Annotated in this window: 14 protein-coding genes and 1 tRNA gene; 5 read left to right on the top strand and 10 right to left on the bottom strand. The window is 66.9% G+C overall.

Annotation, left to right across the window (positions count from 1 at the left end; all coding sequences use genetic code 11):
* Nucleotides 1-3: 3 nt before the first annotated feature.
* A complete protein-coding gene (locus BW730_RS05850; RefSeq protein WP_077685441.1) occupies nt 4-558 on the bottom strand; it encodes a maltokinase N-terminal cap-like domain-containing protein in 555 nt (184 codons plus the stop codon).
* A 76-nt stretch (nt 559-634) separates the two neighbouring features.
* Here BW730_RS05850 and der point away from each other — a divergent pair, with 76 nt between their 5' ends.
* The gene (gene der / locus BW730_RS05845) at nt 635-1996 is read left to right on the top strand and encodes a ribosome biogenesis GTPase Der (protein ID WP_077685440.1); all 1362 of its coding nucleotides are present in this window, start codon (nt 635-637) and stop codon (nt 1994-1996) included.
* Nucleotides 1997-1999: 3 nt separating this feature from the next.
* Nucleotides 2000-3040: a YdcF family protein gene (locus tag BW730_RS05840; protein WP_226997093.1), complete on the top strand. Its 1041-nt coding sequence runs from the start codon at nt 2000-2002 to the stop codon at nt 3038-3040.
* A 408-nt stretch (nt 3041-3448) separates the two neighbouring features.
* On the opposite strand, the gene BW730_RS05835 is transcribed toward BW730_RS05840, so the two are convergent.
* Complete coding sequence (locus tag BW730_RS05835) at nt 3449-4003, bottom strand: dihydrofolate reductase family protein (protein ID WP_077685439.1); 555 nt, start codon at nt 4001-4003, stop codon at nt 3449-3451.
* A 302-nt stretch (nt 4004-4305) separates the two neighbouring features.
* Here BW730_RS05835 and BW730_RS05830 point away from each other — a divergent pair, with 302 nt between their 5' ends.
* Together BW730_RS05830 and BW730_RS05825 are read left to right on the top strand one after the other, a co-directional pair.
* A complete protein-coding gene (locus BW730_RS05830) occupies nt 4306-4956 on the top strand; it encodes a class I SAM-dependent methyltransferase (RefSeq protein ID WP_077685438.1) in 651 nt (216 codons plus the stop codon).
* A 168-nt stretch (nt 4957-5124) separates the two neighbouring features.
* Nucleotides 5125-5198 (top strand) — tRNA-Pro (locus tag BW730_RS05825).
* A gap of 234 nt (nt 5199-5432) precedes the next feature.
* On the opposite strand, the gene BW730_RS05820 is transcribed toward BW730_RS05825, so the two are convergent.
* From BW730_RS05820 to BW730_RS05785, 8 genes are all read right to left on the bottom strand, one after another.
* Entirely contained in the window at nt 5433-6623 is a 1191-nt protein-coding gene (locus tag BW730_RS05820) for a tyrosine-type recombinase/integrase (RefSeq protein WP_193432365.1), read from the bottom strand.
* Nucleotides 6616-6834, bottom strand: coding sequence for a helix-turn-helix domain-containing protein (locus BW730_RS05815; RefSeq protein WP_077685436.1), 219 nt, complete (start codon nt 6832-6834; stop codon nt 6616-6618). The genes BW730_RS05820 and BW730_RS05815 overlap by 8 nt, the downstream gene beginning before the upstream one ends.
* Entirely contained in the window at nt 6812-7405 is a 594-nt protein-coding gene (locus tag BW730_RS05810) for a hypothetical protein (protein ID WP_077685435.1), read from the bottom strand. The genes BW730_RS05815 and BW730_RS05810 overlap by 23 nt, the downstream gene beginning before the upstream one ends.
* An 11-nt stretch (nt 7406-7416) precedes the next feature.
* A complete protein-coding gene (locus BW730_RS05805) occupies nt 7417-7893 on the bottom strand; it encodes a single-stranded DNA-binding protein (RefSeq protein WP_077685434.1) in 477 nt (158 codons plus the stop codon).
* Nucleotides 7894-7981: 88 nt separating this feature from the next.
* A complete protein-coding gene (locus BW730_RS05800; protein ID WP_077685433.1) occupies nt 7982-9769 on the bottom strand; it encodes a type IV secretory system conjugative DNA transfer family protein in 1788 nt (595 codons plus the stop codon).
* Nucleotides 9766-10326 (bottom strand): hypothetical protein, encoded by a 561-nt coding sequence (locus BW730_RS05795; RefSeq protein WP_077685432.1) that lies wholly within the window; start codon nt 10324-10326, stop codon nt 9766-9768. The genes BW730_RS05800 and BW730_RS05795 overlap by 4 nt, the downstream gene beginning before the upstream one ends.
* Nucleotides 10326-11807, bottom strand: coding sequence for an ATP-binding protein (locus BW730_RS05790; protein ID WP_077685431.1), 1482 nt, complete (start codon nt 11805-11807; stop codon nt 10326-10328). Before BW730_RS05790 ends, BW730_RS05795 begins: the two co-directional genes overlap by 1 nt.
* Nucleotides 11804-12595 (bottom strand): hypothetical protein, encoded by a 792-nt coding sequence (locus BW730_RS05785; protein WP_077685430.1) that lies wholly within the window; start codon nt 12593-12595, stop codon nt 11804-11806. The genes BW730_RS05790 and BW730_RS05785 overlap by 4 nt, the downstream gene beginning before the upstream one ends.
* 115 nt (nt 12596-12710) lie before the next feature.
* Here BW730_RS05785 and BW730_RS05780 point away from each other — a divergent pair, with 115 nt between their 5' ends.
* Entirely contained in the window at nt 12711-13778 is a 1068-nt protein-coding gene (locus tag BW730_RS05780) for a CHAT domain-containing protein (protein WP_077685429.1), read from the top strand.
* Nucleotide 13779: the final 1 nt, after the last annotated feature.

Genomic DNA, 13779 nt, shown 5'->3' with positions numbered 1-13779 from the left:
GGTTCAGCCGATGGCCACCACGGCGCTGTTGTTGCCTGCCCACTCGGCGATCAGCATCGCCTGGGCCGGTTCCTGGGGGGCGCCGAGTTCGAGTCGGCGTACCAGGATCAGGTCGCTTGGCGTCACGACGTGGGGTTGGGCGACCCGGACCACCACCGGCGGCGTGCGGACCTCGATGAGCTTCTCGTCGGGGCCGTAGACGTTGAGTTCCGCCTGCTCCTGCTCTCCCGCCAGGGCGCGCAGGAAGGCGTCGACCGCCACCGGGTCGTGAGTGGCGTCATAGACCCAGCGCTTCCCGAGCACCGAATGGTCCATCGTGGCGATGAGGAAGCCCTCGGCCCCCGCCAACGGCGCGTCCCGGTAGGTGAGCGGGAGGTGGAACGCGTCGTCCCCACGGGTAGCGATGAGGCCCTCGATCCCGACCTTTCCCTGGGGATCGTCGTATCGGTAGCCCCCGACCAGGTCGACGGGGCCGCCGCCCCACCGCATGGTGTCGAGATAGGTCGTGACCAGTTCCAGCTTCGTCGGGTTGAGGGTCGCCTTGTGCAGAATCGCCATGGTTCGATCCTAGGGAGGGCCCGCTGCTCCCGCTGGCTTTCCCGCCGTCGTCGCCGCATTGGACGGAACCGATAGCATGGGTTGTCCGCCCAAGCCCCAAGGAGCAGCAGTGACTGAGACAGTCAAGCCGATCGTCGCCGTCGTCGGCCGGCCGAACGTCGGCAAGTCGACATTGGTCAACCGCATCCTGGGGCGCCGCGAGGCGGTCGTCCAGGACACCCCAGGGGTGACGCGCGACCGGGTCAGCTACGACGCCAACTGGAACGGCAAGGAGTTCGTCCTGGTCGACACAGGCGGCTGGGTCTCCGATGCCAAGGGCATGGCTGCACAGATTGCCGAACAGGCCGAGTTGGCCATCGCAACTGCCGACGCCGTCCTCTTCGTCGTCGACGCCACGGTCGGGACACTGGACGAGGACGAGGCCGTCGTGCGGGTGCTCCGCCGCTCCAAGAAGCCCGTGGTGCTGGCCGCCAACAAGGTCGACGACCAGCGCCACGAGGCGCTTGCGGCCACCATGTGGAACCTGGGACTGGGGGAGCCCTATCCCGTCTCGGCGATGCACGGGCGAGGCTCCGGCGACCTGCTGGACGCGCTCCTTGACGCCCTCCCCGACGCGCCGCGCGAGGCAGAGGTCGAGGAGGCCGGGCCGCTGCGGGTCGCCATCGTCGGCAAGCCGAACGTCGGCAAGTCGTCGCTCCTGAACAAGCTCGCGGCACAGCAGCGGGTCGTGGTCTCCGACATCTCGGGCACCACCGTCGACCCCGTCGACGAGATCGTCGAGGTAGGCGGCCAGGTCTACCGCCTGATCGACACCGCCGGCATCCGTCGACGCGTCAAGGAGGCAAGCGGGCACGAGTACTACGCCAGCCTCCGCACCCAGGCAGCGATCGAGCGGGCCCAGGTCTGCATCATGGTCATCGACGCGTCCGAGCCGATCAGCGACCAGGACCTGCGCATCCTCAACTCCATCGAGGACGCCGGTCGGGCCATGGTGATCGCGTTCAACAAGTGGGATCTCACCGACGAGGAGCGTCGCCGCTACCTCGACCGCGAGATCGAGCGGGACCTGATCGCCTGGAAGTGGGCGCCCACCGTCAACATCTCCGCCCTGACCGGCCGCAACGTCGACAAGCTGAGCAAGGCCATCGAGACCGCCCGGGCCGGCTGGGAGACCCGCATCTCGACGGGCAAGCTGAACGCCTTCCTCGGTCGGCTCGCGGCGTCGCACCCGCACCCCGTTCGTGGCGGGAAGCAGCCGCGCATCCTGTTCGGCACCGAGGCGCACAACTGTCCCCCCACCTTCGTGCTGTTCACGAGCGGCCAGATGGACGACCCGTACAAGCGGTTCATCGAGCGTCGGCTCCGCGAGGACTTCGGCTTCGAGGGCTCGCCGGTGCACGTCGAGATCCGAGCGCGGGCCAAGCGCGCGGACCGCTGACCGGTGTGGACGCTGGCCCTTCCCGGGCTGGTGCTGCTGGCGATCTTCTTCATCGCCGTCTATCGGGAGTCGCGGCGCTTCGGCCTCGGGCTGCTGCTTTCGCTCGCGCTTCTTGAACTCGGCGGCGTCGCGCTCGGCACGGCGCTGCCGTTGTTGAACGCCACCACGTCGGCTGAGGTCGGCACCTGGGCGCTGCTCGGCATGTTCTTCCTGCTGGTCGCCGGCATCGCGGTGCTTGGCGCCTTCCTGATCGTCAACGCGTTCACGATGCTGCGCAAGGAGGGCTTCGGGCTGTCGGCGCTGCTGTCGGCGGGCCACGGCATGGTGATCCTGGTGTACCTGGCGGGCACCGTGATCGTGCTGATGAGCGACCGGACGGACTGGTTCGTGTGGCTCGGCGTGCTGGGGCTGCCCGGCGCCTACGTCGCGTTCCTGTTCGTGTCGTACCTGCTGTACTCGCAGTTGTACCAATGGGGCACGCGCCGCTTCGGTGGCCCCGTCGACGCCGTCGTGGTGCTCGGTTCGGGGCTGGGCGGCGGAGAGCGGGTCACGCCGTTGTTGGCTGGTCGGATCGAGCGGGGTCGCGCCGTGTTCGAGAAGTCCGTCGAGGCGGGCCGCTCGCCCATCCTGATCGTGTCGGGCGGACAGGGCAGGGACGAGAAGTTGTCCGAGGCTGAGGCGATGCGGCGCTACCTGCTCGAGCGTGACTTCCCGGCCGACTCGCTGGTGCGCGAGGACCGGTCGACCGACACCGAGGAGAACCTGGCTAACTCTGCCCAGTTGATGAAGCGTTGGCAGGCCGAGGGCGAGGTCGCGGTGGCGACCAGCAACTACCACGCGTTCCGTTCCGCGGTGATCATGCGCAAGGCGGGCATCCCGGGGTACACAGTCGGCTGCAGGACGGCGCCCTACTACTGGCCGAGCGCCACTATCCGCGAGTTCGGCGCGATCCTGCTCGAGCACTCGCGGATCAACCTGGCAATCATCCTGCTCCTCTGCCTGCCCGTCGTCCTTCTGACCATCAACTGGATCGTCACCCCCTGACGTAACCGCTGGGGCAATCTCCCTCACCTCCGGGTGAGCCGATCTGCCGCTGGGTGAGCCGACCTACCGCTGGGTGAGCCGACCCGGGAGCGCAGCGACCGGGGTAGTGTCGAAGCCGTCCGCGACAGGACCGCAATCCCGCCCACAGCAGGTCACCGCCCTGTGTCACCACGCCGAGGGTGAGCCGGCCCACCGCTGGGTGAGCCGACCCGGGAGCGCAGCGACCGGGTCGCGTCGAAGCCTCTGTAGCAGCACCGCCATCCCGACTACAGCACGCGTCAGGTCCGGCCGCGGGATGTCGCCTGGCTCACCCGCGCGATCGCATTCCCGCGCGAGTCACGCGCAATCCCGCGCGCGAGATGCCGAAGGACCAGCCTCGGCCAAAGGCGACCGGGGTCAGCCGCCCGGTTACACCACCGTCGGCCGGTAGTCGAGGATCTGGATCCGGCCGTCCAGCACCCGCGACTCGATCAGGTCCAGCCGCACGTCGGGGTACCCGTCGTAGATCCGCTCCTGTCCGGTGATTCCCGTGATGACCGGGAAGATCCCCACCCGGAACCGGTCGACCAGACCCTCCCGCAGCAGCGAGCGACACAGCGTCAGGCTCCCCAAGGTGCGGAGGCTGATGCCGTCCTCCTTGAGGCGGCGGACCGCCCCGATCGCGTCGTGGGTGATCACGGTGGTGTTCGGCATCAGGTCACTTTCATTGATCGACCCCGACACGACGTACTTGGGCGAGGTCATGATCTCCTCGACCCCCGGCTCGCCGCTCGCCGCGAAACCGGCCATCAGGCGGTAGGTCACACCGCCCATCACTATCGGCCAGCCCTTCTCCGCCTGGGCGTTCAGCCACCCGATGTACTCGGGCCCTTCGAGTCCCCAGTAGCCCGGCCAGCCCTTTCCCGCGCCATATCCGTCGAGCGAGGTGATGAAGTCGACCAGCAGCGCTGCCTTGGTGTCCATGCCTCGACGCTACGACGACGATCCCGTGACGCAAGCCCTCAGCGTCATCCGTTGTCGCGACACGCACAAGGCCCGCTCGGCGCTTCAAGGCATGGCCTGGGCGCCTACCGGACCAGGCACTTGAGCATGTCTGGCAACTCGTTTCTGAATCGATCGTTCAAACGTGACGCATGGGCCAACGAGCAACCAAACATGCTCATCCCCAACCGAACCCCACGCTTGTTGCCGGGTGTGGAACGCCGGAACCCGCCGCGACCGTTGGGGCGCTACGTTTGCCCTGACAGGCGACGGAAGGACGAACGATGACGCATCACCACCACCCCGACGAGGCACGCGAGCCGGGGGAGTTCTGGGAGTCCTGGTACCAGGAGCGCGACCAGGTGTGGTCCGGCAAGGTCAACGCCGTTCTGGCCGAGGTGGCCTCATCTCTCGAGCCAGGCTCGGCCCTCGATCTCGGCTGCGGCGAGGGAGGCGACGTCGTCTGGCTCGCCCAGCAGGGCTGGGACGCCATCGGCATCGACATCTCTCCCGCCGCGATCGAACGGGCGCGGCTCGCGGCGGAGGAGCAGGGCGTCGAGGACCAGGCGAGCTTCCTCGTCGGCGACCTGACCGAACTCGACCTCGACGGCCACTTCGACCTTGTCACGGCAAGCTTCCTCCAGTCGCCCGTTGCACTCGAACGGGCCGCCATCCTGCGCACCGCAGCATCGCTGGTGGCGCCAGGCGGACGACTCCTGCTCACTTCGCACGCGGCCCCGCCGCCGTGGGCAGCCGACGAGCATCGCCACGACTTCAAGCAGTCCTCTCCCGAGGCGGAGGTCGCCGACCTGGACCTGGCTCCGGGGGAGTGGGCCGTCGAGACCGCTCAGGTGCGAGGCCGCGAGGTCACCGCCCCGGACGGGGCTCCGGCGGTGCTGGAGGACTCGATCGTCCTCGTCAGGCGCCTGCCCTGACGGAAGCCTGACGGTGCCCGCGGCCCCAGTTGGACCAGAACGCCCTGGGTCCGCTAAAGTCTTCTTTCGGATCGGAAACGATCCGGGCGGGCTGTAGCGCAGCTTGGTAGCGCACCTGACTGGGGGTCAGGTGAGTTGAAGCGGCAAGATGGCTCGAAAACTAAACAACGGGATGTGGCGCAGCTTGGTAGCGCACTTGACTGGGGGTCAAGGGGTCGCAGGTTCAAATCCTGTCATCCCGACAAAAAGCCCTGGTGAGAGGCAACTTTCACCAGGGCTTCGTCGTTTCTGGATGTGGTCACTGGCTGGTCCACTTGCTCGATCTGCTCGAGCCTTCTGCTGACTAAGTGGACCAATCCTTTTCGAGCTCGTCGCCCGTGGGGTGCACCAATAGGTGCCCATGAGGTGGACCAGAATCCGGGCAGGCCGATGCTCCGGCCCCTTCTGGAAGGGGCGGAGCGGCTGTTCAGCGGTGGTCATAGGTGGGGTCCGTCGCGGCGGGCTGGGTCCCTTCTGGTGGGTGCTGCGGAGAGGAACTGGTTGGCCTGCCTGGCGGCTTCGGCGAGGTGCCGGTGGTCAGGGTGCAGGTAGCCCTTGGTGGTCTCGATCGACTGGTGCCCGAGGATCTCTTGGAGCACATGGAGGGCGATGCCGGCGTCGGCCATCCAGGTTGCTCCGGTGTGGCGGAGCCCGTGGCGGGTGAGGTTGTCGAAGCCAAGCTTTGCCACGAGGTCGTCCCAGTGGGTGGCGTCGCGGACCGTCGCTGTAGTGAGGACGCCGCCGCGCGGCCCCCGCAGGAGCGGGTCGTCGGGCTCTTTCTCAGCGGTGAGACGTTCGAGAACGGGTTCGAGAGCGTCGAGCATTGGGACGGGACGGTCTCGGCGACCTTTGGTCTGTTTGATGACGAGACCGCCTCTGCCGGGGTAGTGCTGGCGTCTGATCCAGACGATGTGGTTGTCCCAATCCACGTCACCTGCCCGCAGTCCTGCGACTTCGGAGCCGCGGGCTGCCAGCAGGGCGGCCAGCATGACGTGATCGGAGTATGACTGGTGCACTTCCCCGCAGGCGGCCGCGAGCTTCTGCAACGTCGGGAGATCTGGGAGTGCGTACTGTCGGAGCGCTCCGGTGGTCTGGGTGACGTGTTTGCCGAGGTTCCGGCGGGCGCGGTGCTTGGCAGGGTTGATGGAGATGATGTCGTCGCGGACGGCTTCGTCCAGGACCCGGACGAGTGGGGCGATGGAGTTCTTGATCGTTGAGGCGGAGTGCTCGGTCTCCCAGGTGTCGATGGTGCGGTCGATCATCCCGGCGGTGATTTTCGCGACTCGGATGTGCCCGAGCGCTGGCAGCACGCGAAGCCGGAGCCCGGTGTCGTACAGCTCGGCGGTGGAGGTGGGGTCGAGGCCGCGCTGCCACCTCTCGCCGATCGAGGCCGCGTAGTCGGCCAGCGTCACGGTGGTGTCGTTGCCGGTTTCGGTCGCCGCCCGCATCTGCTCGAAGAACTCCTCAACCTCCTCCGCAGTTCTTACATGGCTGACACGGCCGACTCGCTTATGACTTGAGGGGTCGGTCCAGCGCACGCGAGCCCGATATCCGTCGATGCGACGCTCGACGTCGGTGGTGAGTTTCACTCCAACCGGCGGCATACGGCGGTTGCGTGGATCAGCCATGAGCCTGCTCGTTCGCGTTGACCCATGCGCGCACCGATGACGGGTTGTAGCGGGAGATGCCGCCGATCTGGAGGAACGGCGGCCCGACCTTTTCCCTGCGCCAACGCGAGAGCGTGGCTTGGGAGACGTTCAAGAACTCGGCGACGTCCCTGGCACACCACAGCGTTTCGACGTTGCCGATGCCGTCGTCAATCCTCGGTTGGATGTTCATCGTCGAGACTCGCGTAGAACTCATCCTCAGCCGCCTGCCGTCTGGCGACGTCGGCGGTCACGAACGCTTCGAAGTCTGCCGAGCGGTCTGTGAGCACGACATCATCGATCGCGGGTCCAGGTTCCTCACCAGGCCAGGTGGTCTGCCGGGTGGGGCGATCACGATCCAGGCGGGTCCCGGAAGCGGCAACCCACTCGCGAAGCCGTTGCCGTGTGTCAGCAAAGTCGCGGTGCCACCCGAGAGGTGCGGACCCGTTCTGGTCGGGGTCGTAGGCGCAGAGCCAATGCAGATGCAGTGCCGACAGTTCCCACAGCAGTTCAGGGTGTCGGTACCAGAACGGTGGGATCACCGAGGCCGGTAGGCCGTACGTGCGACGGAGCCAGTGCACCCATTGGTCGAGTTCGATCCATTCGGCGCCGGCTTCGTCCGCGGTGAGCAGGTTCCAGTTCACCGGATGGGGCGGCTCGGCGATCAGTCCGGTGTCGACCAGCGGGTGCTCGTCGTAGTCGTGCTCATTGAGTTGGCGCGGCTCTGGTTCGTCAAACTCTGGAGCCTCAGCGATGTCCTCCATGACTGGACTCCTCACAACCCAATCGCGGGCCCGTTGTCGGGGGATGTCCGTCGCGCGCCTGCATGTACAGGGGCGGACCGGTCGACGGGCCCTCGGGTCGGAGCGACTTGTTCAACGGCGTCCGGGGCACGTCGTGTGCGGTCGACTTCATAGGTGGTGCGGGCGAGGTCGTGACCGATCTTCTTGGCGACGAACTCTTCAACGTCGGTGCTCTGCCCGTCGCGCTCGCTCGTGTAGGGGTGGACGTATCCCTCGGCGACGAAGCTGTCGCCCTTGGCGAATCGTTCATGGGCGCGCTCGGCGGTGGCACGAAACGCAACGAGATCGTGGAACGTCGGCTCCAGCCGGGTAAATGTCCCGTCGCCTTCCCGACGGAAGTGCTGCTGCCCGATCCGCGCGTAGAACCTCGCCTCGCCCTTGGACGTGTAGTTGAGCTGCGGATCAGACGCGATGAAACCTGAGATGGACTGCTGAGTGCGGATAGCCATCGGGCTCTCCTCCTGGCGTTCGTGACGACCGCCGGTGCGGGGTCGCTCGTATGAGGCAGGTGCACAGCAACGCCCACGGTCGCTCTCGTCAGGAGTCGACTGGGCGTCGTAGCCGCGCCTCGATCCCTGCCCGCTCCTCCTTGAGCTGGGTGCTATCAGGGCGCGAGGTCCAGGCCCGCAAGTCGGTGATGATTGGTGGTGCGGAGCGGAGCAGGGTGACGCCGGTGCCGAACGGCAAGGTGCGTATGCGGTCCGGCGGGAGGATCGGCACGCGGCGGATGGAGCGCTGGTTCGAGCGGCTGCCGTGGTCGCCGAGGGTCACGCTGTCGATGTATTCGTCGCGTTCGCCGATGAGCGTGGAGAGGTCTTGGAGGTCACGGGAGTTGGAGGCGCCGCCAAGGATGATCTTCACGATGGACGCGTCCCAGATCGCACCGGCGGCGTTGTCCGACCACTTGTCCCGAGCCTGGGCCAGTGACTGAAGGACAGGCATAGTGGTGATGCCGGTGCCGCCGCCCTCCGCCATCAGTGTCGGCAGAGACGGTAACGGGGCGAGGTTGCCGATCTCGTCGAGTGCGAGCAGCAGGGGCGGGTCGAGGCGTGCGCCGGGTGACCGCGCGGCAATGCGGCGAGCGGTCTCGATGAGGTCTTCAACGAGCGCTGCCACGAGTGCGGCGGATGCGCCGGCTCCGGCGCCGGTGGCGAGGAGGTAGAGGGTGCCACGTTCTCGGATGAACGTCTCGGGGTCGAAGCCTTCGCCGGGCCCGGGTGAGACGGCGTCGAGGACGCGGGGGTCAGCGAGGGCACCGAGGGCGAGGGCAACGCCCTGCCAGATCGAATCGCGGGTCTTGGGGTCGGAGTCGATCATCGCCCCGAGGGAGTCCGCCCAGCCAGTCGCGGCTTGAGCGCTGTTCGTGAGGATCGCGACGGCTTCGGCGGCAGCCGTGGAGTCGAGGGTCCACCGGAACAGCTCTGATGGTGGCCGCTGGTCGAGGGCGGCGGCGTGGAGGAGCGCTTGGAGTGCGGTGCGGGTTTTGCCTTCCCAGAATCCGCCAGATTCGACTCCGCCGGATGAGAGTCCGGTGGCGGCGGCGAGGCCGGTGGCGCGGATCATCGCGGTTAGCGGGTCTTCGCAGCCGCGGATAGGTGACCAACGCATGCCTGCGGGGATGCCTTCGGCGAGGTGCTGGGGGTCGAACACGGCCGTCGGGCGTCCGTCACGTTGCCGCGCGCGGAGAGTGGCGGTGAGGTTGTCTGGGCGTGTGCTGGTGGTGACGACAGCGCCGGGCGCATCGAGGATGGCGTTGATGACGATGTGGAGGCCTTTGCCGGAGCGGGGTGGTCCGATCAGCAGGATTGAGTCCTCGACGCTGGCCCAGACATCTCGCCCTTTGGAAGTGCCGATTCGGTAGCCCACATCACTTGGGGTCGGTTTGTCGACGGAGGGGCGGAGCGTAGATGCCCGGCGGAGAAGCGCCTTGGCTGAGGCGGTCTGTGTGACCTCGTGGGCGGTGGCGGTGCCGATCAGACGTCGCGGGTCGGTGTCGACCTTTCGGGTGTGCCGTCGAAACCTGACCCACACCCAGATCCCTGCGGTGGCGAGGCTCGCGAGCAGGATTGCGGTGGTGCCCCAGTACACGATCGGGCTGAGGCTGCGGGCGCCGAGCGCTGTGGCCGGGTCGCCCGGATTGGCGAGCACCGCCAATCCGGATGCTGGCCCCGATGTGGGTTGTGGTGTGCCGGAGAGGACCGCTGCCATGCTTCCGGCGGCACGCAGAATGAGCGCGACGCCGAAGATCCCGACCAGTCCGACGAGTGCGGCGTTTGTCAGCTCATCGCCGACCGAACCACCCTGACGTTGCTGGGATGGGTTCATGGCAGCCGCCGAACGTGAACGGTGCCGGAGATTCGCCCGAGGAGCACGACCTCGCCGGTCCGGTCTCGCAGCAGGGAGGAGAGGTGAGTCTTGTCGAGGAGGGTGCGGGCGCGGCCGGTTCCAGTGGCATCGGTGTGGGAAACGATGACCGCGACGGCGACGTCCTCGCCCGGCACGAACCCGTCCGCTGTCACCTCGACCAGTTCGGGCGTTCGTGTCCTCGTGGCGTGCTTGCCGCCCTGTTTCCCCGGCTCGGGCGCTGCCGGGTCGGGCGTGATGCGCCGGCGGGCGCGGATGATGTCGGTGAACACGCTCCCGTCGGTCTCACGGACCTCGATGCGTACTGCGGTCGCCCGGTCCTCGGTGATGGCATCGAGCAATGCTCCGAAAGCGCTCCGCGTCCACGCCTGCTCTTCGGTCGGCGGTGGGAATGCGGTTCCGTCGACAGTGACGTCCAGTTCACCATCGTCAGTGACGGTGACGACCGTGTGCGGAAGCACGACGGGGGTCTGCTCGGGTTCGTGCCAGGTCGAAGGGCGGAGGGGCTTGCGGTGCATCACTTCACCCCCTGCGTGAGCCGGGAGCTGGTGTCGAACAACTCCAGCTCGGCGGGATGCAGTTGGTGTTGGGTCACGAAGGCCCTGTCCTTGATCCGCCACAGTCCTTGTCCGACACCTAACGAGGGGAGAAGCTTCTGCTCGGTGCCAGTGAGCCCGAGGGCCTGTGCCGTGGGACCGAGCTGGTCGGATTCCTGCCGGTAGACGATCCTGGTCTCCGCATTGGCTAGCAGTGAGTTCGCCAAGGACCGCATCGCGGAGCCGGCATCGCCGACGTTGTCGAGGTCGCTCAGCTTGTGGAAGATCAGCATGTTCGCGATCCCGTAGTGCCGAGCCAGCCGCCAGTGCGCGTCCATCCTGCGCAGCAGCGCCGGGTGGGACATGAGCCGCCACGCCTCGTCGTAGATGACCCAGCGTTGCCCGCCGTTCGGGTCCAACAAGGCGGATTCCATCCACGCCGACGAGCACGTCATCAGCACGGAGATCAGGGTGCTGTTCTCGGTGACCCGGGACAGATCCAGGCTGATCATCGGCAGGGACGGGTCGAACGTCACCGTAGACGGGCCATCGAACAAGCCGGCGAGGTCGCCGGCGACCAGGCGGCGAAGAGCGTGGCCGACGAGCCGTCCGTCGTCGGCCAACCGGTCGTCGGCATCGGCATTGGGACTAAGGATGCGATCAACGACCATCGGCAAGATCGGCACGGTGTTCTCCCGCACCGTCTGGGTGAGTGCCAGGTCGATCGCGGTGTGCTCCAACGGAGTCAACCCGCGAGCCAGGACCGTTTCAGCCAGTGACCCGATCAGGTCGCGGCGGCGGGATGCAACGGTGATAGCCCACTGCTCATTGGACAGACCGGAGGGACGGTGGCCCTCGTCGAGCGGGTTCAGGCGTGTGTTGAGTCCATGGCCCAAGACGATCGCGCGCCCACCGACGGCCTTCGCGACCGCAGTGTGCTCGCCCTTCGGATCGCCCGGAACATACACGCGGCGGCCGAACGGAATGCTCCGCGTGTAGAGAGACTTCGCGAGGCTGGATTTGCCAGAGCCGACGATCCCCGCGAGCACCACGTTCGGTGCCGTGATGATGCCTCGGGCGTAGAGCACCCAGGGGTCGTACACGAACGACCCTCCCGAGTAGAGGTCTTGACCGACGAACACCCCGTCGGCGCCGAGCCCACCTTCTGCGACGAACGGATACGCCCCCGCCAAGGTCGCAGAGGTGTCCTGATGCCGAGGCAGGCGGAACTTGCCGGGGGAGCGCAGTGCTGCCGGGCCGGGCTCACCCGCCGCAGGCAGGTAGGCGGTGGCTCGTCGTTCGGCGCGCTCGGCCTCCGCTTTCGCCCTCGCTTCGGTGATCTCGGTGCGGCGATGTTCAGCCTGGAGGTGGGCGGCGGCCTGCCGTCGCTGCTTACGGAGCCGGCGGCGCTCGGAGGCAGGCGCGACTAGTACGGATGTGTGCAACTGCTCGCGTTCATTCACAGCGACAGCCCCCGCCCCATAGAAGCCGTCCCGCCGGCCGGACCAGCGAACCAGTCCCTAACCGCCACCGGCGACGTCCGCATCGCCTCGCGCCTGGGCTTGGCACCCGATCCAGCCAGAGGCGGATCAAGCGGAACCGGGTACGCGCGTAGCAGGCTCACGTGCCCCATCGCCGCGTTTGACGTGAGGGTGTAGTCCCCATCGGCAATCACACGGTCCAGCGACCCCGCCGGGGGCTCGTCGTAGACGTACCCGTTCTCCATCGCGGCTGAGGTGGTCTCGTCGCCGTAGTCGAATCTCTTCAAGTGTTCGATCGCCGCGTCCGTGCCGTCCCGGTCGATCAGGTCGAGTACCTCATCGGCGTCCTCGCCTTGGAGGAACATGACAGAGACCCACCGCCGCGCGGCGGGCTCGCTTAGCGACGCTTGTTCGAGGGCGGGTTCGGGGTGCCAGGCGATCTTTCCCGAGTGTCCGAACGCTGCATCAAGTCGATCGTGCACCTGATCCAGCAGAGTGCCCGCCTGGTGCAGCTCATCCGCAGCGGTCAGGGCACTACCTGCTCCGGCAGCGTGATTGCCGGGGTCGTCGTGGGCGCGCTCGCGGTGTGTCAGATGAGCGTCCGCGAGCTGATCGAGGACCTGTCGCAGCGACCGCACTCCGGAGATCACATCTCCGAAAACGGCGTACGTGTCGGCGGGGTTGTCGAAGGTCCGGCTGGCGTGGGCGAGGCCGCGCAGCGCTTCTGATGCCTCGGCGGCATCGGCGAGTGGATCGTTGAATGTCGGCATTGCGAGTCTCCTTGGCACGTGGCGTGTCAAGCAGGTGCGCGGCGATGAGCCACGGGTGTCCGTGGTCGGGCGTAGCGTGGCTAAGAGTGGACGCAATGGAGCGAGGGGTAGTCAGATGAGCGCGAGTCAGTACCGGGGTCAGCTTGAACGGAAACGCAAGCAGCGGATCGAGGCCGAGAAGAAGGCCGGCGAGTATCGGACGAAGGAGTCCAAGAAGCGTGCAGAGGCCGCCAAGGCCCGACAGTCTGCGTCGAAGACCAAGAGCGAGACGACTGCGAAGAGCAAGCTCCGCGAAGCTGATCGCAAGGACCAGGAAGCCGAAACCGCGGGCAAAGAAGCCGGCCGGTTGCAGTCGAAGGCTGCCGGGTACTCGAAAGAGGAGTCCGCATTGCTGATCAAGCTGACGCGAGCAGAGCAGTCTGAGGCAGATGCCGCGGAACGCCGCCGTAAACGCGAACAGCAGCAGGCGGACCGGCGGACTGCCGCTGATCGGGCAACACTGGAGTCACGGATCAGTGGAACCGAATCAGCGGTCGATCAGGTTCTTCGCCAGCTTCCTACCCCCAAGCCGGAAAAACTTCGGGTCCTGATTCTCGGGGCATCCTCGGAAGGAGACCTCCGAGTGGGAAGGGAACAGAAGCGCATCCGGGCGGCCGTCGAATCCGCTTTGCATCGCGATCAGATCGAACTCGACGTACGTCCGGCGGCGACCACCCATGACCTCCTCGACGGAATTACCAAGTTCCGCCCCCACGTGGTGCACTTCTCAGGCCATAGCAACGAGGATCTCATCGTGTTCGAGGACGAGCAGGACGCACCGCACAGCGGCGTGATCGTCACGGCCCGCGCGTTTGCCAACGCCATCCGCGCCACCGATGATCCGCCGCTGCTGGTGCTGCTGAACTCCTGCAAGTCTGCAGCCCAGATCGATGATCTGGTGGACCAGGTCGTGCCGTTCGCGATCGGCATGGCCGACAGCATCGACGATGCCGACGCGATCAACTACGCAGCCCAGTTCTACGCCGCAATTGCCAACGGGCAGTCGGTCAACTCCGCCCACCTGGCCGGACAGGTCCGTCTCGAACTCGACGGACTGGACAGTGCCGATCTGCCCACGCTGGCGTGGGCCCCCGATGTCGACCCGACAACAACCATCCTCGTCAGGCCCACCGATCCCGCCTAAA

The sequence above is a fragment of the Tessaracoccus aquimaris genome, assembly GCF_001997345.1.
GTDB classification, from domain to species: domain Bacteria; phylum Actinomycetota; class Actinomycetes; order Propionibacteriales; family Propionibacteriaceae; genus Arachnia; species Arachnia aquimaris.
Note: the sequence above shows the minus strand (reverse complement) of the source record. Positions and strands in the feature narration are given on the sequence as shown.

Excerpts from the sequence above, each read along its gene's own strand:
- BW730_RS05850 (WP_077685441.1), bottom strand. The coding sequence starts at position 558 with ATGGCGATTCTGCACAAGGCGACCCTCAACCCGACGAAGCTGGAACTG.
- der (WP_077685440.1), top strand. The coding sequence starts at position 635 with ATGGGTTGTCCGCCCAAGCCCCAAGGAGCAGCAGTGACTGAGACAGTC.
- BW730_RS05835 (WP_077685439.1), bottom strand. The coding sequence starts at position 4,003 with ATGGACACCAAGGCAGCGCTGCTGGTCGACTTCATCACCTCGCTCGAC.
- BW730_RS05830 (WP_077685438.1), top strand. The coding sequence starts at position 4,306 with ATGACGCATCACCACCACCCCGACGAGGCACGCGAGCCGGGGGAGTTC.
- BW730_RS05820 (WP_193432365.1), bottom strand. The coding sequence starts at position 6,623 with ATGGCTGATCCACGCAACCGCCGTATGCCGCCGGTTGGAGTGAAACTC.
- BW730_RS05815 (WP_077685436.1), bottom strand. The coding sequence starts at position 6,834 with ATGAACATCCAACCGAGGATTGACGACGGCATCGGCAACGTCGAAACG.
- BW730_RS05810 (WP_077685435.1), bottom strand. The coding sequence starts at position 7,405 with ATGGAGGACATCGCTGAGGCTCCAGAGTTTGACGAACCAGAGCCGCGC.
- BW730_RS05805 (WP_077685434.1), bottom strand. The coding sequence starts at position 7,893 with ATGGCTATCCGCACTCAGCAGTCCATCTCAGGTTTCATCGCGTCTGAT.
- BW730_RS05800 (WP_077685433.1), bottom strand. The coding sequence starts at position 9,769 with ATGAACCCATCCCAGCAACGTCAGGGTGGTTCGGTCGGCGATGAGCTG.
- BW730_RS05795 (WP_077685432.1), bottom strand. The coding sequence starts at position 10,326 with ATGCACCGCAAGCCCCTCCGCCCTTCGACCTGGCACGAACCCGAGCAG.
- BW730_RS05785 (WP_077685430.1), bottom strand. The coding sequence starts at position 12,595 with ATGCCGACATTCAACGATCCACTCGCCGATGCCGCCGAGGCATCAGAA.
- BW730_RS05780 (WP_077685429.1), top strand. The coding sequence starts at position 12,711 with ATGAGCGCGAGTCAGTACCGGGGTCAGCTTGAACGGAAACGCAAGCAG.